Origin of the sequence: Rapidithrix thailandica, assembly GCF_039710355.1 — a bacterium.
Lineage (GTDB): Bacteria > Bacteroidota > Bacteroidia > Cytophagales > Flammeovirgaceae > Rapidithrix > Rapidithrix thailandica.
This window is the reverse complement of the sequence record NZ_JBDKWZ010000005.1, coordinates 361,434-383,730: the sequence shown is the minus strand read 5'-3', so window position 1 is coordinate 383,730 and position 22,297 is coordinate 361,434. Positions and strand designations below refer to the sequence as shown.

General features: G+C 43.1%; 14 protein-coding genes. 6 read left to right on the top strand and 8 right to left on the bottom strand.

Annotated elements, in window-relative coordinates:
- Positions 1 to 231: 231 nt before the first annotated feature.
- Positions 232 to 1,968: an ABC transporter substrate-binding protein gene (locus AAG747_RS11110; protein ID WP_346821239.1), complete on the top strand. Its 1,737-nt coding sequence runs from the start codon at positions 232 to 234 to the stop codon at positions 1,966 to 1,968.
- A gap of 79 nt (positions 1,969 to 2,047) precedes the next feature.
- On the opposite strand, the gene AAG747_RS11105 is transcribed toward AAG747_RS11110, so the two are convergent.
- Complete coding sequence (locus tag AAG747_RS11105) at positions 2,048 to 3,040, bottom strand: aldo/keto reductase (protein WP_346821238.1); 993 nt, start codon at positions 3,038 to 3,040, stop codon at positions 2,048 to 2,050.
- A gap of 174 nt (positions 3,041 to 3,214) precedes the next feature.
- Here AAG747_RS11105 and AAG747_RS11100 point away from each other — a divergent pair, with 174 nt between their 5' ends.
- The 5 genes from AAG747_RS11100 (at position 3,215) to AAG747_RS11080 (ending at position 9,265) form a co-directional block, all read left to right on the top strand.
- The gene (locus tag AAG747_RS11100) at positions 3,215 to 3,568 is read left to right on the top strand and encodes a hypothetical protein (protein WP_346821237.1); all 354 of its coding nucleotides are present in this window, start codon (positions 3,215 to 3,217) and stop codon (positions 3,566 to 3,568) included.
- Between the two features lie 423 nt (positions 3,569 to 3,991).
- Positions 3,992 to 4,972 (top strand): hypothetical protein, encoded by a 981-nt coding sequence (locus AAG747_RS11095; RefSeq protein ID WP_346821236.1) that lies wholly within the window; start codon positions 3,992 to 3,994, stop codon positions 4,970 to 4,972.
- Between the two features lie 709 nt (positions 4,973 to 5,681).
- A complete protein-coding gene (locus tag AAG747_RS11090) occupies positions 5,682 to 8,120 on the top strand; it encodes a TonB-dependent receptor domain-containing protein (protein ID WP_346821235.1) in 2,439 nt (812 codons plus the stop codon).
- Positions 8,121 to 8,491: 371 nt separating this feature from the next.
- On the top strand, positions 8,492 to 8,878 hold the full coding sequence (locus AAG747_RS11085; protein WP_346821234.1) for a hypothetical protein: 387 nt from the start codon (positions 8,492 to 8,494) through the stop codon (positions 8,876 to 8,878).
- A gap of 48 nt (positions 8,879 to 8,926) precedes the next feature.
- On the top strand, positions 8,927 to 9,265 hold the full coding sequence (locus AAG747_RS11080; RefSeq protein ID WP_346821233.1) for a hypothetical protein: 339 nt from the start codon (positions 8,927 to 8,929) through the stop codon (positions 9,263 to 9,265).
- Positions 9,266 to 9,450: 185 nt separating this feature from the next.
- On the opposite strand, the gene AAG747_RS11075 is transcribed toward AAG747_RS11080, so the two are convergent.
- From AAG747_RS11075 to yidC, 7 genes are all read right to left on the bottom strand, one after another.
- A complete protein-coding gene (locus tag AAG747_RS11075) occupies positions 9,451 to 10,923 on the bottom strand; it encodes a rubredoxin (protein ID WP_346821232.1) in 1,473 nt (490 codons plus the stop codon).
- A gap of 42 nt (positions 10,924 to 10,965) precedes the next feature.
- A complete protein-coding gene (locus tag AAG747_RS11070) occupies positions 10,966 to 14,484 on the bottom strand; it encodes a molybdopterin-dependent oxidoreductase (protein WP_346821231.1) in 3,519 nt (1,172 codons plus the stop codon).
- Between the two features lie 117 nt (positions 14,485 to 14,601).
- Positions 14,602 to 16,113 (bottom strand): MFS transporter, encoded by a 1,512-nt coding sequence (locus tag AAG747_RS11065; protein ID WP_346821230.1) that lies wholly within the window; start codon positions 16,111 to 16,113, stop codon positions 14,602 to 14,604.
- Between the two features lie 94 nt (positions 16,114 to 16,207).
- The gene (gene nirD / locus AAG747_RS11060) at positions 16,208 to 16,567 is read right to left on the bottom strand and encodes a nitrite reductase small subunit NirD (RefSeq protein ID WP_346821229.1); all 360 of its coding nucleotides are present in this window, start codon (positions 16,565 to 16,567) and stop codon (positions 16,208 to 16,210) included.
- A gap of 291 nt (positions 16,568 to 16,858) precedes the next feature.
- Positions 16,859 to 19,372, bottom strand: coding sequence for a nitrite reductase large subunit NirB (gene nirB / locus AAG747_RS11055; protein ID WP_346821228.1), 2,514 nt, complete (start codon positions 19,370 to 19,372; stop codon positions 16,859 to 16,861).
- 338 nt (positions 19,373 to 19,710) lie between these two features.
- Complete coding sequence (gene hisIE, locus AAG747_RS11050; protein WP_346821306.1) at positions 19,711 to 20,304, bottom strand: bifunctional phosphoribosyl-AMP cyclohydrolase/phosphoribosyl-ATP diphosphatase HisIE; 594 nt, start codon at positions 20,302 to 20,304, stop codon at positions 19,711 to 19,713.
- Positions 20,305 to 20,371: 67 nt separating this feature from the next.
- Positions 20,372 to 22,186 (bottom strand): membrane protein insertase YidC, encoded by a 1,815-nt coding sequence (gene yidC / locus AAG747_RS11045; protein WP_346821227.1) that lies wholly within the window; start codon positions 22,184 to 22,186, stop codon positions 20,372 to 20,374.
- Positions 22,187 to 22,297: the final 111 nt, after the last annotated feature.

Genomic DNA, 22,297 nt, shown 5'->3' with positions numbered 1-22,297 from the left:
TAACATCACATTCTTTTCTTCTTTGGCACATTTGTGAAAAAGAGTTTCGAAAAGCATGGATTTTGCGAATTGAACAGGGGTTTAGAAATTTGGGGAGATGATTTCTAAACCCCTGCTTTTTTTACTAGTGGAATACTCTAGATATTTCTCAACATCAGTATCATATCAAAGTACAAACGTTATCTTTTTTTGATATGAATCATAGCAACATTTATTAATACTTGACTACTTATGATGCGGACATTCTTTTTGCTAAGTATCCTCCTCTTTACCAGCCTCAGTAGCTTTAGCCAATCCCGGGTAAAACAATCCGTTTTAGACGATTTGAAAAATAAATATGAGTATGGCAAAAGTTTACTGAAACAACAAAAGTACCCCCAAGCTCAACAGGTATTTCAACCCTTAACCATCGAAAAACCGGGCAATAGCTATCAAATTTACGCTTCGTACTTTTATGCCTTGGCCGCTTTTAAAAGCGGGGAGTTTACCAAAGCGGAAAATACCCTCCAACAAATACTCCAACAGCACCCTTCTTGGCCGCATCAGGAGGAAGTCAAATTTTTATTAGGCGCTGTCCGCTTCAAAACCGGCAAACCGGACCTGGCCATTCAAACCTTGAACCTGGTAAAGGGGAAGGGCTTTCAGGAAAGCATTGTCAATTTAAAAAAGCAGGAACTGCAATCGTTTACGGTTGATCAAGTACATTACCTCTATAAAACTTTTCAAAAAGATCAGGTCATTGCCAAAATACTATTAGATAAGATTTACCGCCTTCCTTCCAAAGGTTCTTATGGCGAAGTATTCCAAGAGCTTTACTACCAATTCCATAGCAATGGCGGCCCCTTGGACGATCTTGAGTTAAAAAAATCGGTCTATAAAGACGAATACCATGTGGCTGTATTGATGCCGTTTTTGAACGAAACCACCAATCCCCGTTCTTTAGCCCGGAACAATCAATTTGTATATGATACCTATGAGGGAATCAAATTGGCTTGCCAGTGGCTTCAAAAAGACAGCATTAATATCAAACTCCACGCGATCGATACCAAACACGATTCACAACAAACGCAGAAAATCCTGGAAGATACTGCCATGCAGTATATGGACTTGATCATTGGCCCCTTGTACGCCAATACCTTCCCGTTGGTATCCGAATTTTCCAAAAAGCACTCCAAAGTAATGGTCAACCCCTTCAGTTCTAACTCTGTTTTTACCAACCATAACCCCAATGCCTTTTTAAGTTTGCCTTCTTTGGAAACCCAGGCCAGAAAAGTGTCCGACTTTGTGTTTGATACCTTGAATAACCATACGGCCTATATCATATTCGGAGGAACGGACAACGAAAAACTCATGGCTTATACCTATATGGAAAACTTCAAAGCCAAAGGGGGAACCGTACAAGTATACGAGCAGTTTGACTATACTTCTAACGGCTTCGGCAACTTGATCCGTGATTTCAGAAAAATCCAAAATCACAGTAGGGACACCGCCTTTACCTCACATGTATTTGTCAGTGTAACCGAGCCGGTAGCAGCTTCCAATGTGATCAGTGCCTTGCAAGAACTTCAGGTAAAAGTGCCTGTTTTTGTGCCTAAAGAATGGTTTGAGTTTCCTCAAATCAGTTATGATCAGTTGGAACAATCCAATGTCCATATCTTTTTCCCGGAATACAAAAAGTACCATTCGAACACTACCAAGCATTTTACGAATCAATACCTTGAAAAGGTTCAGGTACTACCCTCCAACTTTGCGTTTAGCGGTTTTGAAACCATGTATTATTTTGGAAAGATGATGAAAAAGCATGGGACTTCTTTCGGACAGGCTATCTATTTTGAAGCTCCTGAAGAGGGAATGATTTATACGGGCTTTAGCTATGAAGGGAAGAATGACAATCAGGTAGTTCCCGTATTCAAATTTGAAAACGGCCAATTAATTATGGTTAACAATCCACTCCAGGCCCAACGATAACGGTCCGTTCAAATATATACGGGGTGATGTCATGACATCACCCCGTATATATTTAGGCTGTTTATCAACCCTTCTTTACTTATACCAGTTCCAAGTTTGCAAGTTCTCGGTTAATCTTTGCCAGACTCTCCTCCGATAAGTTAAGCCTACCGCCTTTAGCATTTTCGATGGTTTGTTGGGCATTCCGGGCCCCCACCAATGCACAAGCCATAGCCGGTTGTCTTAAAGTCCAAGCTATTACCAACTGCGAAAGCGAAGCATCGTGTTCTTCCGCAATCGGTTTTATTTTCGCCAAGAACTCATTGGTCCTTTTCAAATTTTCGGGTTGGAAATGTGGAGTGCCAGGTCGATGGTCTCCTTCCCCAAATTGGTAGTCAGGCGTAATTTTCCCTGTCAACAAGCCTCTTTGCAAAGGACTATACGCCAAAATACCCATTTGCTTTTCTTTTGCCTGAGGCATTACATCGGCTTCGATCCCACGGTTTACCATACTATAAGGCACTTGATTCGAAACAATCGGAGCATATTTCAAGGCCTCGCTTACCTGGTCTACATTATAATTGCACACACCGGCCGCTCTGATTTTACCCTGTTGCAACAGTTGTTGAACCGCCTCCATCGTTTCCTCTATCGGTGTGGTAGGGTCCGGCCAATGGATTTGATACAAGTCTATATAATCCGTTTTCAAGCGTCTCAGGCTATCTTCACATTCCTTAATGACACTTTCTTTACCGGCATACTCTTGAATATTCACGGCTTCTCCTTGTGCATTTTGAGAGGCAAACTTGAAGTTTCCCTTGTCCGTATCCCAACGCAAGCCATATTTGGTCAATACTTGTACTTGCTCTCTTTTTTTGCCTTCCAATGCTTTCCCTACCAACTCTTCGCTGAGCCCGAAACCATATACGGGAGCAGTATCAATCGAGCTGATATCATGGTCTAAAGCGGCATGAATTGCTTCAATCGCATCTTTTTGATCGGCACCACCCCACATCCATCCGCCAATTGCCCAAGCACCAAAGGTGACCACTGATACTTCTACCTCAGTATTCGCTAATTTTCTTTTTTCCATGAGTAAATTGTTTAAAAATGAAGTAGTTCAAAAGTTTTTGTTTAAGAAGGTAAGATATATGATTGTTCCCTTGACTACAGGTTTACCGGATAAAAAATACCTGTATCAGATTAGCCATAAACCAAAGTTACGGCCCATCTTGAAGAATTCCATACGGATTTTTAAATTAACGAAATGATAACAAAAGGAATCAACTACTTAGCCATAGGGTGGTTTTTCTGTTTTTCCATATGTAATTCCACCCGGCCTGTACTTCACAAAAAAGACCGGAAACGCATCGTCTTAAACGATTCACTTAACGAGCTACTTTCATTCATTGAAAAAGGCAACATTGAATTTGAAGTAGTGGAATATACGGAAGTTGTCACGATACCGGGTCCACCGCTCCCTGCTTCATTTAACCCTTCGCCAACCATCCCTTTTGAAATCGTTCAAATTGACGGGGATAATGACGGTCAAGGTGAAATTTATATTTTCTCTTTTTTGTCTTGTGTGGAAAAATTAAAAACCATTCAAATTAAAGCCTAATCCAAGAGATATCTCCCTGTAAAACAATCATTAACGATTGTTAATACCTGCACATTTTTCGTATACAATTCTGTATTTTTGAAATAACACAACAACTAAAATTACCTTTTACAAGGTATAAAAACTCACTCCTAATCTACAATACTATTCTTATGACGCATCTACTAACCCCAAATCATTTTTGTGGACTTTTTCAAAGCTATCTTGACTTCCACAGGTCAGGAGTATTCCCACAAAAACACGCACAACGACCGACTCTCAATCACCCCATCTCGAGATGAATTTCTGATAGTTAAACAGGCGGCCAACCCCTTGCTTGTTATCAGGCTTTCATTGCAGTATGTCTGTGCCATTTCCACAGTGCTAAGCTTGCTATGCTCAAGCCTGAACGACTATCCATAAGATACTATTTTACCCCTATGAATGATGATGAAGCCGCTTTATAGCAAACCTTTGATTTTAAGTCGAAGGCTCAAGACCAAATCCCGTACACATCACAACAACCTGGTGATGAGTGAATGCAATGTAGAACTGAGCGGAGAGGCAGCCGCTGAACTCATTTTCAAGTGCCTTTCTTCTCCACAACCCAGTATGATTTGCCGCTTCGGGTACAATGAGCTGAATTGTACTTTGACTTATTATTTCCGGAACAAACGCTGGCCTTTTTCTCAAAAAGCAGCCCGGTATATCAAAGGGGAAATTCACAAGTTTTGGTGGGACGAAGCGCATTTTTTCAATATGCGCAACAATGCCGGCTTTTTCCCTGTAGATGAAAAACACCTAGACCGCTTTGGCAAATTAATGCTTGAGGATATTGGCACTATTGATATTTTGGGTTCCTGGATTAAGGAGGAAAGGCTGTTGTATCCCTTTTTTCAAGATGCCGTCAAAGTCTCGATCAAGGATTTAGAACCCTATTATCATCCTACCCCTTGGAGCCGGGTACTGGAAGGGAAAAAAGTACTGGTCATTCATCCGTTTGAAAAAAGCATACGCCAACAATATGCTAAAAGGACCCGGATATTTAATGATCTTCGGGTTTTACCGGAGTTTGAACTCAAAACCTTAAAAGCCATTCAATCCATTGCCAACAATACGGTCGCTTATAGCACTTGGTTTGATGCACTTCAAGCCATGCGGGATCAAATTTCAACGATTGATTTTGATATTGCTTTGATAGGTTGTGGGGCATACGGCTTGCCATTGGCCGCTCATGTGAAAAGACTCGGAAAAAAAGCCGTGCATTTAGGGGGAGCCACTCAAATACTGTTTGGCATTAAAGGAAAGCGATGGGAAGAAAGCGTCCCTCAAGTATCGCGACTGTTTAACCGCCACTGGATCAGGCCCTCTTCCCTGGAAGTCCCTCAAAACTACCAGAACATAGAAGAGGGTTGTTATTGGTAAGCATAAAGATTGGAACACCCCTGATCAAGGACTCCAAACATCACTCAGACTCAATTTGTGGTTTATCAAGAGGAAATTTTACCTTTTGGTGAAGGAAGGAAGCCTGGTGAGTGGGTGAAACCTGGTGAATGAGTGACTGGGTGAACTAGTGAGTGGGTGAATGAGTGAGTGGGTGAACTAGTGAGTGGGTTGAGAGAAATGCTTTCAATATAACTGTAACGTGTCATTCATCCTTTCACTAAAAACTCTCCAAGTAATACCTCACAATTTGGATTAAGTAACTAAGTGGCAGCGTATCTTCAGGAACCTGCCACTTAGTTTTGTCAAAACCGTTCCTTTCCACAAAAGCTTGTAAGCTATATGACAAACATGACTTTTTGCAGGTTCGACAACGTATAAACCTGTATTTGATCCCAAGCGCTTGTAGTCTTTGTTGATTCCAATTTTTATGTAGATAAATCCACTTCTCTAGCATAAGATGCAAACCAGTTTTCACTGAGTTTTAACAACTTCACCCCTTTTGTGGAGAATTTTTCTTAATGTTTCGTTAAAAAATCAATTTAGCCCGCATTATTACAAATTCCCCGCTAGCTTTGAATATTGGTTCTTTAGGCAATTTTAACAACATACCTAATAGCCTCCCATTTAATCTGTCAATTAACTTTATTCTTTGTCCATAAAAGTTTATAACATCGATTAACATAAGAAAATGAAGTCACTACACAATTCCTTAAAATGGTTTTTATTAATTGGATTAGCACTTGCAACACATTGGGGATGGGCCCAAAGTAAGGGAAGCGTTGAGGGGAAAGTGGTGGATGGGGATTCCAAAAAGCCCGTGGAATTTGCTACGGTCGTACTTTTGAATGCGACTGATAGCGCCATTGTGTCAGGAGGAATGACCGATGCCACAGGACAATTCTTGATTGAAGCAACCCCCGGAGTTTACTTGGTAAAAGCGGAGCTCTTGTCATATGATGAGGCCTTCTCTAACAAAATAACAGTGAGTGCCAACCAAAAAACCAAAATAGGTACACTCACCATCCACCCATCTTCAGAAATTCTTTCGGAAGTAGAAGTTACCGGAAAGAAAAGTACCATGGAAGTGGGTTTGGATAAAAAAGTCTTTAACGTAGGAGAAGATATGTCCAGCATTGGAGGATCGGCTACGGATGTGTTGGAAAATATTCCTTCTGTCACTGTAGATGTGGACGGGAACGTCAACTTACGGGGGAGTGGAAACGTCCGGATTCTGATCAATGGACGTCAATCCGGATTAGTAGGAATCAGCAGTCAGGAGGCCTTACAACAACTTCCCTCTAACCTGATCGAGAGAGTAGAGGTGGTTACCAATCCTTCCGTACGCTACGATGCCGAGGGAATGGCTGGTGTGATCAACATCATCCTGAAAAAAGATTACCGACAAGGCCTCAACGGCAGTGTAGATGTGTCTGTCGGGCACCCTGATTTGCACAATGCGTCTATCAACCTCAATTGGAGAAAAAATAAATTCAACCTCTTCGGAAGTTATGGCATTCGCTACCGGGATATGCCAGGCCATAGCTTAAACTACCGGGAAACCTACAACGGTTCGGATACTACTATTCTGGATCAGAAACAGGACTTTAGCCGAAAAGGACTTTCTCATACCGCCCGTTTTGGCCTTGAGTATGCACCGGATAAATACAATACTCTCACCGGATCATTTCTTTACAGGATAGGCAATGACGATAACACTTCTGAAATCAAACAAGTGAATATCAGCCCGGAAAAGCTCTCTCAAAAAAGCTTGCGTTTTACAGGAGAAGAAGAAGAGGAGCCAAACTTTGATTACAACTTGAGTTATATGCGCACCTTTGAGCAAAAGGGCCGGGAACTCAAAGCGGACCTGCAATACTCTACCAGTAGCGAAACGGAAATTTCGGATATCTGGCAGCGCTATTATGTCAACGATGTAGAAGATCCTACACAATTCGAACAAGAATACTCTTACAATAAAGAAGGGCAGGATAACCTTACTTTCCAGGCGGATTATGTACATCCTATCAGTGAGAAAGGTAAAATCGAAGCCGGAGTAAAAAGTAGCCTTCGCGATATCAACACCAATTATTATGTGGATAGAAAGAATGAGCAAGGCGATTGGATCAGAGATGATGGTTTGAGCAACAAATTTGAATACGATGAAAAAATCCATGCGGCATACGCCAGCTTTGGGGAAAAATTCAACCGGTTTTCCATGCAGCTGGGTGTGCGGGCAGAATATACGGATTACAGCACCAAACTGATCGAAACCAACGAAGTGAATAGTAAAGAGTATCTGAGCTTATTCCCTACCGCTCACTTCACCTATGACCTGACGCAAAACAGCTCTGTACAATGGAGCTATAGCCGCAGGGTACAACGTCCTTCTTTCTGGAGTCTGAACCCTTTCTTGAGCTATACTAACCGGGAAAACATCTGGACCGGTAACCCTGCATTACAGCCGGAGTTTACCAACTCGTTTGAAATCGGTTTTATGCAGAACTGGACCAAAACTTCCCTGACTTCTTCGATTTATTACCGCCACACGACAGACGTGATCGAAAGACTCCGCCAGTTAAATGAGGACCAAACGGTCACCATCACCAAGCCGGAAAACCTCAATGAAGGCAAATGGTACGGATTGGAATTGACGGCTTCGCATGATATCACCTCTTGGTGGAGAGCTGACGGAAGTGTAAACTTCTTCCGCAACCAAATCGATGGAAGTAATTTTGGAGAAAGCTACAAAACCGATACGTATGCTTGGTTTGGCCGGGTAAACACAAAATTGGATTTGCCAAAAGACCTGAACATACAGATGATTTTCAACTACCGGGCTCCACGGGAAACCACCCAAGGAAAAACCAAGCAAATGGCTTTTATGGATATTGCCCTCAGCAAAGATATACTAGCTAAAAAAGGAACCCTTTCGTTAAAAGTACGGGATGTATTTGCCACACGTAAGTACCGCTCCGAAACCTTTGACGATGACTTTTTTGTAAAAAGCGAATACCAACGAAGTACACAGGTAGTACAATTAGGCTTGACCTACCGGATCAATCAAAAGAAACGTAAAACCGACCAACTTCGCAATGGAGGAGACTTTGGAGGCGAAGGAGGTATGTAAAGACTATTTTTCTTAATTTAAAAACCCAAAACGTCAGCAGTTTTTTGTTGGCGTTTTTTTTATATGTCACCCTATCCTCTTCATCCACTCAGCTAAATTTCAAAATCCCCGGAAGCAGGGAGGTATACCATTCCGCCAAAGCTTACCTTTGGACTCATAATAGAGCATTTGAGTGTTTATATTTTTTTTATCTTATCTTCCGAAGCAACATTTACGGACTTATCCGGGTCTTTAAGAAAACGAAAGGGTTAATTTTTTTTTAATCCGCATATGATATACATATAACTAACTCTGATTTTAAACTTTATCGCTAAACGGCCCTCCGGTAAAGAGGATCATGAATCAGACATGCAACAATTATTTTTTTACCTATGAACTCTCAAAAAATAGTAAACCTTATCCTTTCACTTCTTAAAGTTGGTGACAGTAAAATACTTCCAAGTATTCTGTCACAAACAGAACTGGAGCCAGATGCTCAGCACAGAGCGCTACAGTTGGCCCATATTTTATCCGGGTTTTACCATACATTTGATTACACTCTTTCTTTGGAGTTTCAAGAAAAGGTGCAAGACAAATCCGACGGATATATAAAACTCTGTAAGAAAATTCACGCGGATGTGATGAAACAAAAAATAAAACAGGAAGAATTGATAGTAGCCCTTAGGAACCTTCATCAATCAACAAAGATCTACCAACTGGTTCCCAAAGAGCAACATCCGCAAATTGACAAAGCCAAGGCTTTGCTAAACACTTTATAAGGGATGAAAACTTTGGTTGTGACCCTACTTTACTAAACAAGATTTAAAATGGAAAATACCCGATACCTTTTTTCGCTCTTTGGGCAAAATGGAAAAGAAAAGGATTTTTTTGCCGCTCTGTTGGAAAGTCCTGTATACGTACAAGCCACCGAGCACAACAACGGATATGTGATAGCCCCCTGGAAAAACCAAGCAGGAGAGGAAATCATCGCTTTGTTTACTGCCGAAGAACTTACAAAGGCTTATCATGTCAGCTTTAAATGCTTTAAAGCCCGCGATGTCATCGAACAGTTTCAGGAAATGACGATCATCCTCAACCCCAATTCACAGGAATATATTTTGGAGCTTGCCCCCGATCTCACCCGGTTTATTTTGGAAAATGCTTAATGCTCCCTTCCATCTCAATGATATAGCCCGGTAACAGTGATATTACCGGGCCATGGATCAGAAAGCGAGAAATTATACACCAGACCGCTAAAAGCAACCTGCTGAGTTTGATTTAGGTTAGAATTAATTTTTATTTTTTTCAAAAGCAGTTAAATGCCTTTGATAAATTTCTACTGTCTACCCACTCATCCATCTTGAACATGGGCCAGGTTGATTTGGCTGGGCTCAAAAGACGCCTTGGGGGCCTGACAAAGCGCACATTGGTAATCTTCCGGTAAATCGGCAAAAACCGTTGCCGGTACTATCCCTCCATCAGGATCTCCAAACTCCTCATCATAGACGGACAAACATTCCCCACATTGATACACCTCCCGGTATGTAGTTTCTTTTTCTCTTTGCTTTTCAGGAAGTGTGCCCTGTTCTTTTTCCAATTGTTGATAATACAATTTGCTTAACTCCATCAACAAAGGAGGCAAATCTTCTTTCACTACACTACTTGCAAATACGTTCACTTCCCGTTGGTTCGGATTAAAATCCTTTGCATACGATATGGTGTAAGAGGGCAACAATTCGTACGCTGATGCATATTGACTCGGAGGATTCTTTTCAATGATCACCGAAGTAAACACTACCAACGGGCGGGTTTTAATGGTAAAAGAAAGCCCCAAGGTGCTGATATCATTCTGGTCAAAAGTTTTGACCAGATAGCGTTTCAGCTGCAAAGCATCCTCATCCATCAAAGGCAGGTGCCAATTAAGTTCCAGGGAAGAATGCCGCATATTGATGCCATTCACTCCACAAAGTTTTTCCCATTGAAAACAATCCTTCCCCATTATTCCTTTTACAATGAATGACTTCCAGGGAGTGATGTAAAATTTACTGAGTTGTGTCAAATCACAAAGGGTACAGACATCCTTCAAAAAGGAAATTGTAAAACGGTTATTCCGCCAATACAAACCCAACCAGTATTTGTCTCCGGCCATCTTATTCATGCCTTCATAATAAGGAAAGCGACCATCGGGTATTTGTAAATCCTCCTCTGTTTTTTTCCCGTTTACCGGTGCTACTTCTTTTAAAATGGCATAAAGCTCTTCCACAGGCAAGCCCAAATGCGTAAAATATAACTCTTCCAAAGCTTTGGCTAACTTGGCAATATCAAAACTGAATACCAACTCCGGCCATACCTGTAGCTTTTGACCGTATTCCGGGAAACCCAGATAGAGATACCAATAATTGTCATATTCGCTGGCAACAAAATTCAATTGACCGGTAAACAAGGGCACCAGACTTTGTTGGGGATCACATATATTAATTTTCAATTTTGGCAAGTAATCAAACGCCTCAAGGATATAATAATACGTATCAGTATGCATCCAATAGGTATTGGGAAGCATGTCTACCGTCATCATCGATGAAACGATGTTTTGATAGGTTTCTTCCCCTTGTAGTTCATATTCGTAAGCCGTCTGAATGGATTGAAACGTTTCATCCAGCAGCTCTTTTTTGTATTCCGTTACCGGAAAAATCATATCTTGCCGGGAGCCAAAATGCACATACTCACAGCCAAAATTCTCTTCCGCAGTGGTAAGCACCTTCATTAAATCGGCCGGAGACAAAGCACCTCCTTTCACAAATACCCGTACAAGTTGCTTTTTCATTGGATTTGTTTTTTTAGAATATAAGGTAAAAGAGCTTCATTGTTAAGTAAACATTGCCTGTTGGCAACTTTCCAGAACCGCCTTTACTTCAGGCTTACAACTTCCGCATCCGGTACCGGCTCCTGTCAGCTTGCACAATTGCCGGAAGTCATTACATCCCTTTTCAATTTCCTGCCGGAGGTTCCCTTCTCCTACATTATTACACGAACAGACCAATGTACCGAGTACCGCTTGTGTTTTGCCTTCGGAACGCAAGAGTTTCAAGCGTTTTTCCGAAAGCTCCATGCCCGACTCGATCAGGTCTTTAAATTCGGCAAATTCACTTTTATCGCCCATCAGTATGGCCCCTACCAGACGATCTTGGTACACGATGCATTTCTTATAGTATCGCTGACTCCTGTCCATAAAAACCACCTCTTCGTACCCTTCTCCCTTTTCGGGAATTTCCACCATTCCCAAAGAGCAAAGATCCAGGTTTGAAAATTTGAGGATATTCATAAATAAAGAGCCCTTATACAAATTGGCCAGATCCCCTGCCAGATGACGCGCGGCATAATCAGCTTGCTCTTCGGCTGCAGCCGTAATACCGTTGAGCACGTTCCGGAATTCGGCAATTTCGCCCATGGCATAAATATCCGGATCACTACTTTGTAAATAAGCATTGACCACCACCCCCCGCTGACATTTCAACCCGGCCTCTTTGGCCAACTCAATATTGGGCCGGGTACCAATGGCATACACCACGGCATCGCAAGGAATGGTTTTTCCACTTTTAAGACGTACCACAAAGCCAGAGGTATTTTTAGGAAAAATCGTTTGTACCTGATCATTAAAAAAGATATCCACACCCATCTCGTCCACTACCTCTCTCAGTAAGTCACTGGCAATCACATCCAACTGGCGTTCCATCAGCCGGGAAGCCAATTGCACCAGGGTTACATCAATGGCTATTTCCCGCAGCGAAGCCGCTAATTCCAGCCCTAGCAACCCTCCTCCTACCACCAGCACTTTTCCTCCAGGCTCCAGGCATTGTTTTAAAGCATCGGCATCCGCCCGGCTTCGCATGGTCAAAATCCCGGGAAGGTGCAGCGGAACATCCTTGGGCACAAATGCCCGGCTACCCGTAGCGATAATTAGTTTATCATATACATGTATGCTTCCTTTGGCATCGGTCACCGTTTTTTGTTGGCGGTTAATAGCTTCAATACTTACGCCCTTATGCAGATGCACATTTAGTTTTTCAAATTCTCCTTTTTTAAACTTCAGTAACTTTTCCCATACCAAATGCTCATTGACATATTCCGGTAACAACACCCGGTTGTAAAAAGGATACGGTTCTTTGGAGAAAACATGGATTTCATCCCGGGTATTCAATTCTCTGTAGGAATGAATAAATCTATAGGCAGCTGCTCCGGCTCCTACGACAATCACCTTTTCTTTCGGTTTCTGATACGGCAATACCTGAACAGTCGAATATTTAAAGTCCGGTTCTTTGGATACCGGATCGACCCGGTTGGAAGTAAGGTTGTTTGCCCGGGCAAACGATTTATTCAATACCTTCCCCCAGTGCATAGGTAAAAATACGACTCCGCGTTTGATCGTACCGGTAATTTTCACCGTCACTCTTACCCGCCCCCTGCTGTTGTATACTTCCACTACTTGTCCGTTCTTAAGACCTCTTTCATGAGCATCCTCAGGATGTATTTCTACAAAAGGCTGGCTGATATGCTGATTAAGGCGGCTCACTTTGCCTGTGCGCGTCATGGTATGCCATTGATCGCGAATACGTCCGGTAATCAGCACCAGCGGAAAATCAGGGGTAGTCGTTTCGGAGGCATTTTCGGAGGGTACGCCGAATATTCTTGCCCGTTCATTTCCGGTATAAAACCGGTGATCGGTAAACAGGCGGGGCGTCCCCGGATGTTTTTTATCCGGTACCGGCCATTGAATGGATCTTTCCCTTTGTAAGCGCTCGTAACCGAGTCCGGAAATATCAATTTTGGTGCCTTGAGTAAGGCGGCAATGCTCGTTAAACACCTCTGCAGGAGATTGGTAATCAAACCCTTCAAAGTCCATTTTCCGGGCAAAATCCCACAATATTTCCACATCCGGCCGGGCCTCTCCCGGTGCTTCGGTAAATTTACTCAAGTAGCTGATCCTCCGTTCGGAATTGGTCATGGTACCTTCCTTTTCCCCCCATCCGGCAGCAGGCAATACCACATCGGCATAAGCAAGTGTGTCGGCTTTTTTAGAAATATCCTGTACCACCACAAAGCGGGCTTTTTGCAAGGCCTTTTCCACTAGGTTCGAATTAGGCAAAGAGACCATGGGATTGGTACAAATGATCCAAATTGCCTTCATTTTCCCTTCAGCCAAAGCTTCAAACATTTCCGTGGCCGTCAGTCCGGAAGTTGTGGACAAGCTTTTTACTCCCCAAAAATCAGCCACTTTTTGCCGGTGTTCCGGATTAGCCGGATTCAAATGAGCGGCCAGCAAAGAGGCCATCCCTCCTACTTCACGCCCTCCCATAGCATTGGGTTGTCCGGTCAGGGAAAAGGGACCCGCTCCGGGTTTTCCTATCTGCCCGGTAATCAACGACAAATTCAGCAAAGCAAGGTTTTTATTCACCCCTACCACACTCTGGTTCACGCCCATCGCCCACATGGATAGAAAGCCATTGGCTTCACCAATATAGCGAGCTGCCTCTTTGATTTGTTCTACCGGTACCTCACAGCGTCTTGCCGCTTCATCCAGGTCCCGTTCAAAGGCCACTTGTTTGAGAGATTCAAACCCTTCCGTATGCCGGGCGATAAACTTCCAATCTACCCAGTCCTGTTCGATCAGGTAACGAGCCATAGCATGGTACAAAATGATATCTGTTCCCGGCCTTATCTGAAGGTGTATATCGGCCAACGCACACGTTTGTGTTTTTCGCGGGTCTACCACAATCAGTTTCACCTCCGGGTTTTGTTCTTTATGTTGTTCTATCCGTCTGAATAAAATCGGATGGCACCAAGCCGGGTTAGCTCCGGCAATCAGAAAACAACCGGCCTTCTCAATGTCATCATAACTGCCCGGCACGATATCGTCTCCCAATGCTTTTTTATATCCCGCTACTGCCGAGCTCATACACAAACGGGAATTGGTGTCGATATTATTGGTTCCTAAAAACCCTTTGGTCAATTTATTCACTAAGTAATACTCCTCCGTCAAGCACTGTCCGGAAACGTAAAAGCCCACGGAATCCGGCCCGTACTTTTTCATCAATGCCTTAAACACCGCGGCCGTCCGTTCCAATGCCTGTTCCCAAGAGACTCGCTGTAAGGGCATATGCCGGTTCCAACGCATTTCCGGATACAGCAAACGATCCGACTTATCTTCCACTACATAATGCAAATTTCTTCCTTTTGAGCAAAGCACCCCCCGGTTAACCGGATGCTCCGGGTCTCCTTCTACTTGCAAGCGTCCCTTGGAATCTTTCCGGACAATGATCCCACAACCTACGCCACAATAGGAACAAGTAGTTTTGTAGGGTGTTACTGTATTTGCTCTTGTATGCATGAGAATGAATACTTAGTAGAATTGAAATGTTTGGTTTTTGACTAATTGTTTCGAAAAGAATGTCTCACAATTTCTTCGCGTTGAGAAACAGAAAAAACATTCTCTCCCTCTATCCTTCTATCCTTCAAATGTAGTAGCTCCGGCTAGCTCCGGCATTTCTTCTAATTTGTGGTATTTTTCAATACTGTCTTTATTCTTCATCTTGAGTACTACTTGGTGCATCCACAACAAGGAGAGTATGGATAAGAAAAACATAAATAGCCAGCAACTGGACCATACCCCGGTAAACTCAAGCAAGTAACCGAATACAATCGGGCAAAAGAAACCTCCCAAGCCTCCCATCACGCCTACCATTCCTCCCACTACGCCAACTTCATTGGGAAAGTAGTCGGGGATATGCTTGTAGACTGCGGCTTTTCCCACTCCCCAAACACTGCCAATCAAAATCACCAGAACCGCAAACCCCCAAACATTGGCCTGATAAAAAATATGCGTAACTCCTTTGGCGATAAGTTGTTTCTTTTTCACTTGTTCCCCCTCCCGGATCACCGGCTCTTGCCATACTTCTTTCACCGGTAAAATTTTAGCTGTTTTATCCGCTTCCGCTAATCCGTTTGCCTTTTGGGTGAGCACATACGACTTCTCCCCTATGGCAATCAATGAATCAGATACATGGGAGACCGTACCTCCGGTAGAGGCCAATATTCCTTTTCCGGGAGAGTATATATCCATTTTGGGAACCACTAACAACAGGCTGATGATAGAAGAAGCCCCTAAAACCCCATACATGACTTTTCTTGCGCCAAATTTATCCGACAGCCATCCTCCCAATGCCCGAATCACACCGGAGGGAAAACTGAACAGAGAAGCGAAGATTCCGGCGGTCACCAAGGGCAAATAATACACATTGAGAAAATACGGCACTAACCACTGGGCAAAAGCGACAAAACAACCAAACACCAGAAAGTAATACAACCCGAAGCGCCATACCCTGATATTTTTTAAAGGCTTTAGCGAAGTCCTTAAAGAACGTTGGCTATTTTCAGGTTTCTTGTTGACCGCAAATACAAAGAAGATTAAAGCCACAACGGCTAAAACGACTCCATAGATCATGGGTAAAATTCTCCAGGCTTCTTTGTCGGTACCGTTAAGTGTCAAATGATTTAACAAAGCAGGAGCCAAGAGTGTGGTAATGGCTGCACCGGCATTTCCCACTCCAAAAATACCAAGCACGGTACCTTGCTGTTTTTTAGGATACCATACCGATGTATACGCTACTCCTACGGCAAAACTGGCTCCGGTTAACCCAAAGCCAACGCTACATAAGGCAAAACCCAAAAATTCCGTCATTTGGGATAGAAGAAGCATGGGAATGGCACTTAAAATCAACAGTATCGAAAACACGGGTTTCCCCCCGTACCGGTCGGATAAAATACCTACCGGCAAACGCATCAGCGAACCCGTTAGAACGGGAATTCCCATCAGCCAACCGATTTCTACAGGACCCCAATCCACTATTTGATTTTCTACCAAATACGTAACCAGCACCCCATTCAACATCCAGGCCGCAAAACAGATCGTAAAAGCAAAAGTGTTGAGAAATAATATTCTGTGAGCAAGCGATTTCATGAGTTCATGATGATAATTGTAAACTGTTGATTCATGTAGTACAGGGGAAAAGTATAGAGGGTTAATTCTTATCGGTAAGCAACCTGTCAAAGGTTTATTCTTCTAATCCTACATACACAAATCCTTTCTCCACCTTTACCGGATACACTTGAATTTGGTATTCGTCACTGCTCAGGCAAGTACCTGACTTCAGCGAGAAGGTTTGTTTATGAAAAGGGCAGGCCACTTTGGGTTCTCCCTGTATATCGCCGATCATTCCCCGGGCCAGTCCCATTTGTTGGCGATGCGGGCATAAATGTTGGCTGGCGTACCATTCATTGTTTCGGGAAAAATGAAAAACGGCAATTTGTTGATCTTTTACCTTTATACAAGCTCCTCCATTTGCCGGAAAGTCTTCTACCCGGGCCACCTTGTACCATGACCTCTGAGTAACAATAGTGTCTGAATTAAGCATAGCGATTACGATTGCATAGAAAAAACAAATAGAGGAGGAGGGTATGAGTAAAAAAAGCAATAATGCCTTCCTCACTCATGCCCCTCACTCTTCTTCCATTGTAGGAAGGGAAGAATCCCTCTATTTTAACACCTGAAAAAAAGAGAGTTGAGCCCTTACAATTCCGGGCTTGGAGTTGTTTATTGGTATATTAAGATTGCCATGTGTTTTTGGTTGGATAAAGAGGAAAAGCTCATAGGAACACGTCCAGGATTCACGAGCCAATTCTGTGGTATTTTCCCCTTTACTTCATTACCAGGCCAGAGGCACCCGTTGGCCTCTGACCGGTTGAAACTTCATCGTAGTATCCTCCTCATCGGAGTTCACAAATTGTTTAAATTGTTTGCGGAGTTCAGGGTTCTTCACCACTTCCCTCCACTCGCAGGTATAGGCATTTACTAAAAGGGTCATTTCCTGTTCGAGTTGCGCCCCGATTCCCAAGGAATCCATCACGACTACTTCGCGCAGATAGTCGATTCCTCCCTCCATACTTTTCAACCAGTGAGCCGTACGAGTCAAAGGTTCGGCCGTTTTGATATAAAACATCAGAAAGCGGTCAATCATACGGATGCAAGTTGCTTCATCGATATCGGAAGCGAGCAGTTGAGCATGTTGCGGGTTTGCCCCTCCATTACCACAGACGTACAGGTTCCAGCCCTTTTCGGTAGCAATGATGCCAAAGTCCTTGGAGCGGGCTTCCGCACATTCCCGGATGCATCCGGATACAGCCGATTTCAGTTTGTGGGGTGCCCGGAGCCCTTTGTACCTCTCTTCAATTTGAATAGCAAAGGAAACCGAATCTTGCACGCCAAAGCGGCACCAGGTAGAGCCCACACAACTTTTGACCGTCCGCACAGATTTGCCATAGGCATGGCCACTTTCAAAACCGGCAGCAATCAACTCTTCCCAGATATCGGGTAATTGCTCCAGTCTGGCCCCAAAAAGATCAATGCGTTGGCCTCCGGTAATTTTACAATATAAGTGGTATCTTTTGGCTACTTCTCCCAATACAATCAATTTATCAGGTGTAATCTCTCCCGCCGGTACCCTGGGAACTACCGAATACGATCCTCCTTTTTGGATATTGGCTAAAAAGCGGTCGTTGGTATCCTGACTGGTGGCATTGTCTTTCAGAATCATCTCGTTCCAGGTACTTGCCAGGATGGAAGCTACTGCCGGCTTGCATATTTCACAGCCCTGGCCTTTTCCATACCGGTCAATCAACTCATCAACGGTGCGTATATGATTTACTTTCACTAAATCCAACAGCTCTTGACGAGTATAGTCAAAATGCTCACAAATCACTTTTTTCACCGCCTTACCCTGTGCATTTAGCGTTTCTTCTAACAAATCTTTCACCATGGGCATACAGCCTCCGCAACCCGTGCCCGCTTTGGTACACTTTTTTACTTCGGCCAAATTGCTTACCCCCTTTTCAACTACCGAATGACAAATCGTACCTTTGTCCACATTTTCACAAGAGCAAATCAAAGCCGAATCAGGTAGGTCACTGGCTTTCATAGTAGTCCCTTCTCCGGTATTCCCTTCTACTAATAGCGCAGCAGGTTCGGCAGGGACAGTTAATTGATTATTGGTAATTTGCAAAAGCATATTGTAACTCTCCGTATCTCCTACCAAAACCCCTCCCAGTAAGCGTTTGCCATCCGCCGATATGTTCAACCGTTTATATACTCCACTAGTCTGGCTGTCCAATACTACTGTACGTGCACCTTGGGTTTCTCCTAAGGCATCGCCAAAACTGGCTACATCTACCCCTATCAGCTTTAATTTGGTAGACATATCCACGTTTTCAAATTTTTTCTCAGAATTGCCCAGAATATGCTGGAGAGCGACTTCGGCCATTTCATACCCCGGAGCTACTAATCCGTATGTTTTTTGCTGAAACAGTGCTACTTCTCCAATGGCATAAATATCCGGATCGGAAGTTTGCATATGGTAATTGACGGCTATTCCTCCACGGCCTCCGGTTGCCAGGTTGGCTTGTCTGGCCAGTTCGTCCCGGGGCCGTATTCCCGCAGAGATGATGACCATATCGGTCTCTAAAGAAGTATCATCGGCAAAGTGCAATTTTTTCACAGTATCTTTCCCTTCGAAACTCCGGGTATTTTTATTCAGGTGAATGTAAATATCCAAAGCTTCCAGTTTATTTTTTAAGGTTTGTGCACCTTGTTCGTCCAATTGCCTGGGCATCAACCGGGGAGCAAATTCCACTACATGGGTTTCCAGCCCCATATCCAAAGTTGCCTTTGCGGCTTCCAAGCCTAAAAGACCGCCCCCGATCACCACCGCCTTCCGGGCCCGTTTTCCAAAGGCCAAAATTGCTTCCAGGTCTTCAATAGTCCGGTACACAAAGATACCTTCCTTTTCCACTCCCTGCACAGGAGGGACAAAAGCTGAAGACCCGGTCGCAAGGATAAGTTTATAATAAGAGATGCAAGTTCCTTTCTGGGTTTTAATTTGTTGTTCGTTCCGGTCGATTTCCGTGACCAGCTCATTGGTAAACAAAAGGATTCCGTTGTCTTCGTACCAGTCAGCTGTTGCCAAGGTTAATTCCTCTTCGGTAGTCCCGGAAAAATAAGTGCTTAATTTCACCCGGTCATAAGCAACCCTGGGCTCCTCTCCAAAAACCATAAGATTGTATGTTGCGCCCATTCCCAACTCTACAAACTTTTCACAAAACTTATATCCCACCATGCCATTTCCTACCAGCACCAAGTTCTTTTTATTCTCTGTAAAGTGCTCCATATTCAAATCGTTTTGATATTGGGTTTGATTTTAACCCAAAGAAAAGAAATTTTCAGCAAAAAGACATAAACACGGTTTATTTTTTAATCAAAAATTAATAAAAATACATATTTAATTAATTTTAAAGACATTTAACAACCATCAAACATCAATAAAAACATATTTCCACACATATTCACTTCCATTCCAACCCTGTTTTTATAAAAATTGCAAATTCAAGGATATTGAAACAAAAAGAGAAGGTTAACAGACGGGGAATGCGAAAAAAAATCCAAAAGCATAAAAAAAGCCCGGGCTTTCACCCAGGCTGTTATTTTCCACTCTTCAGTATTACCTCTTTATTTATGCCGTTTTTCCAACACAGCTATCACTTCATCCAGGCCAATGGACTTGGCTTCCAGCAATACCAAGTAATGATAAAGCAAGTCAGCCGCTTCGCCTAAAAACAAGTCCTTGTTATCATCTTTGGCTTCAATGACCAACTCCACGGCCTCTTCTCCTACCTTCTGGGCAACTTTGTTGATACCTTTATTGAACAGAGAAGTCGTATACGATTTTTCCGTCGGATTGACTTTGCGGTCGTGGATAATTTCCGCCAAGTACTGAATAAAAGCGGCTTTTCCCTGATTGCTTTCTTTAAAACATGTATCGGCTCCGGTATGGCAAACCGGTCCTACAGGGTCTGCTTTGATTAATAGGGTATCCTGATCGCAATCGACCAAGATTTCTTTTACATTCAGAAAATTCCCCGAAGTTTCGCCTTTGGTCCACAAACGTTGTTTGCTCCGGCTATAAAAAGTAACCCGCTTCTCTTGCCGGGTTTTTTCCAGGGCTTCCTGATTCATATAGCCCAACATCAAAACCTTATTAGTAGAGGCATCTTGTATCACTACCGGCACCAGTCCATCGCCTTTATCAAAATCCACATTCATGATTTCCGTGATCTTAAATCTCACAAAACCTCCAGGACTTAGCGCCTCCGGAGGTTTCTACTATTGATTATTTTCTTCGTTTATTTTTTGCTTCTTCTTGCGCCTTCAATGCGTCTTCCAAGCGTTGCTGGAATTTCGAGCGTTTCCGTCCTTTATTTCTATGCTTGTTCTCTTCTAATTTCTTCCGGATTTTGTCTTCGTCAATAAATTTCCGGATTCCCAATTGCTGACTGATGGTAATCAAGTTAGAAATAAAGTAATAGTACGTCAGACCGGAAGAGAAAGAATTTAAGAAGAACATGAACATCACCGGAGTGATATACCCGATCATCTTCATTTGTCCTTGTCCCGGGCCAGTACTCGGGCTCATTTGGTTATTATAATAGGTATATAATATAGTCGACCCGGTCATTAATAAGGTAAACAAACTCACGTGGTCACCATAGGCCGGAATAGAAAACGGCAAGTCGAAAACAGAATCGTAGGTTGACAAGTCAGTAGCCCAAAGGAAGCCTTTTTGCCTAAGCTGAATGGCATTGGGGAAGAAGTTGAACAAGGCGATAAATACAGGCATTTGAGCCAACATCGGAATACATCCGCTGATAGGATTCACTCCCATTTGTTGATAGAGCTTCATTTGCTCTTGTTGCGCTTTCGCCATATCGTCTCCCACTCTTGCTTTGATTTCGTCCAGCTCCGGTTTTAATACCCTCATCTTCGCCATCGAAATATAAGACTTGTACGTCAGTGGGAACAACAAGGTCTTGATCAGCAATACCATTACGAAAATGATCACCCCGTAGTTGGAAATAAAACTTTCCAAGAAGTTGAACAAGGGAAACATCACGTATAAGTTGATAAAAGAAAGACCTGCCCAACCTAAGTATACGTTTTTCTCATAACGAGGGGCTACCGCCTCACAAATTTTATAATCATTAGGACCGAAATAAAAACGGAGGTTTGCCGTACCCGCCTGAATACTATCCAATGGAATATCCAATAAGATTTGAGAGGTTTTTACCGAATGTTTATCGGTTTCGTCTACCGAAGTGGTCAATTGTACATTGGAAAACTGTGCATCCGTAATCAAGCCGGAGTTAAAGAACTTTTGCTTGGCAGAAACCCACTTCACCGGGAGTTCCGGCTTGACTTCTTCTTTATCTTTGGAACTAGGGGATAAATCATCCCAGTTATCGTCTATCGTATAAAAATTGACGGTAGAACGGATCATTTCCTGCTCCAGATCCTGCTCTAATTTTTTCATATGGTTCACCCAATTGAAGCGAATGGATGATCCCCGCAAAGTATTTTTGATACCGTCTAAGTTGAGATCATAGTTCAAGACAAACCCTTTCTCCTCCAAGGTAAACTTCTTTTCCAAAGCCAGTCCTCCTTCGCTATAAATCCGAAAGCTCAAGGTATTACCTTGCTCTTTTACTTGATAATACAGCTCGTTCAGGTTGATGTTTCCATGGTCAGTCGGCAAGGTTTCACTGATTTGGCTACTCCATTGGTCCAACAGTACCAAGGTTTCTTTGGTATAGGTCACATAGTTTTTCAGGATCACTTCGCTGATCTGCGCTCCATAGGAATCGAAAGTAATTTTGACATCTTCATTTTCCAAAATCACCTTTTTACTTTCTCCTTGCATTCCCTTGGCAAAAGGGCCGTATTGGGCCACTGCGACAGAATCCGAAAGGGAGCGGTTGACACTTGTGCTGTCTTTGACAAGGGGCTCTTTCACAGGTGAAGCCGCAACCGTTGTTGAATCCGGCAGAGAATTCGTTTGCTGAACGGACTCCGGGTCAGGGGAAAAGAAAAACATATACCCCAGCAGTAAGAGCGAAATCAGAATGAGTCCGGTAGCTTGATTTTTGTCCATTATTTTTTCTTTTAAAAATAAGTGTGATTTCCAAAAATCACATTTTCCACTAATCACCAGCAGTACCGGAAAGACCAAAAGCAATGAGGGATAAGGTATGCCCGGAAATAA

Coding starts and splice junctions, on each gene's coding strand:
- AAG747_RS11110 (WP_346821239.1), top strand. CDS start 232: ATGATGCGGACATTCTTTTTGCTAAGTATCCTCCTCTTTACCAGCCTC.
- AAG747_RS11105 (WP_346821238.1), bottom strand. CDS start 3,040: ATGGAAAAAAGAAAATTAGCGAATACTGAGGTAGAAGTATCAGTGGTC.
- AAG747_RS11100 (WP_346821237.1), top strand. CDS start 3,215: ATGATAACAAAAGGAATCAACTACTTAGCCATAGGGTGGTTTTTCTGT.
- AAG747_RS11095 (WP_346821236.1), top strand. CDS start 3,992: ATGATGATGAAGCCGCTTTATAGCAAACCTTTGATTTTAAGTCGAAGG.
- AAG747_RS11090 (WP_346821235.1), top strand. CDS start 5,682: ATGAAGTCACTACACAATTCCTTAAAATGGTTTTTATTAATTGGATTA.
- AAG747_RS11085 (WP_346821234.1), top strand. CDS start 8,492: ATGAACTCTCAAAAAATAGTAAACCTTATCCTTTCACTTCTTAAAGTT.
- AAG747_RS11080 (WP_346821233.1), top strand. CDS start 8,927: ATGGAAAATACCCGATACCTTTTTTCGCTCTTTGGGCAAAATGGAAAA.
- AAG747_RS11075 (WP_346821232.1), bottom strand. CDS start 10,923: ATGAAAAAGCAACTTGTACGGGTATTTGTGAAAGGAGGTGCTTTGTCT.
- AAG747_RS11070 (WP_346821231.1), bottom strand. CDS start 14,484: ATGCATACAAGAGCAAATACAGTAACACCCTACAAAACTACTTGTTCC.
- AAG747_RS11065 (WP_346821230.1), bottom strand. CDS start 16,113: ATGAAATCGCTTGCTCACAGAATATTATTTCTCAACACTTTTGCTTTT.
- nirD (WP_346821229.1), bottom strand. CDS start 16,567: ATGCTTAATTCAGACACTATTGTTACTCAGAGGTCATGGTACAAGGTG.
- nirB (WP_346821228.1), bottom strand. CDS start 19,372: ATGGAGCACTTTACAGAGAATAAAAAGAACTTGGTGCTGGTAGGAAAT.
- hisIE (WP_346821306.1), bottom strand. CDS start 20,304: ATGAATGTGGATTTTGATAAAGGCGATGGACTGGTGCCGGTAGTGATA.
- yidC (WP_346821227.1), bottom strand. CDS start 22,186: ATGGACAAAAATCAAGCTACCGGACTCATTCTGATTTCGCTCTTACTG.